1 protein-coding gene is annotated in these 329 nt (G+C 50.8%); it reads left to right on the top strand.

Going from position 1 to position 329, the window contains the following annotated elements:
* The coding region (locus B7449_RS18060; RefSeq protein ID WP_148431420.1) for a helix-turn-helix domain-containing protein at positions 1–255 on the top strand (255 nt) is incomplete at its 5' end.
* Between the last annotated feature and the right edge of the window lie 74 nt (positions 256–329).

Here is a 329-nt window from a genome sequence, read left to right on the forward strand (position 1 = left end):
GCGACTTTCGCGGAGTTTGAAGCCGATCTGATCCGGATGCGTACTCGTGAAGGGATGGCCGTTGCACGCGACAAAGGTAAACTACGCGGAAAGAAACCCAAGCTTTCTGAACGTCAGCAAAAAGAGCTTCGCCGGATGTATGATACCGGCGATTACTCCATCAGCGATCTTTCAGAACTGTTTTCTATTTCTCGGCCAACTGTCTATCGAACTCTCAGCAGAACAGCCTCAACGTTCTTGTTGGGTTCACTCTAAGCGTACGTAAAGTACACTTTCGTGTCGTGACCCCTGTATGTCTTCTGCGGGGACCATCTCCTCAGCGCTACCCT

The sequence above is a fragment of the Komagataeibacter intermedius TF2 genome (genome assembly GCF_000964425.1).
Lineage (GTDB): Bacteria > Pseudomonadota > Alphaproteobacteria > Acetobacterales > Acetobacteraceae > Komagataeibacter > Komagataeibacter intermedius.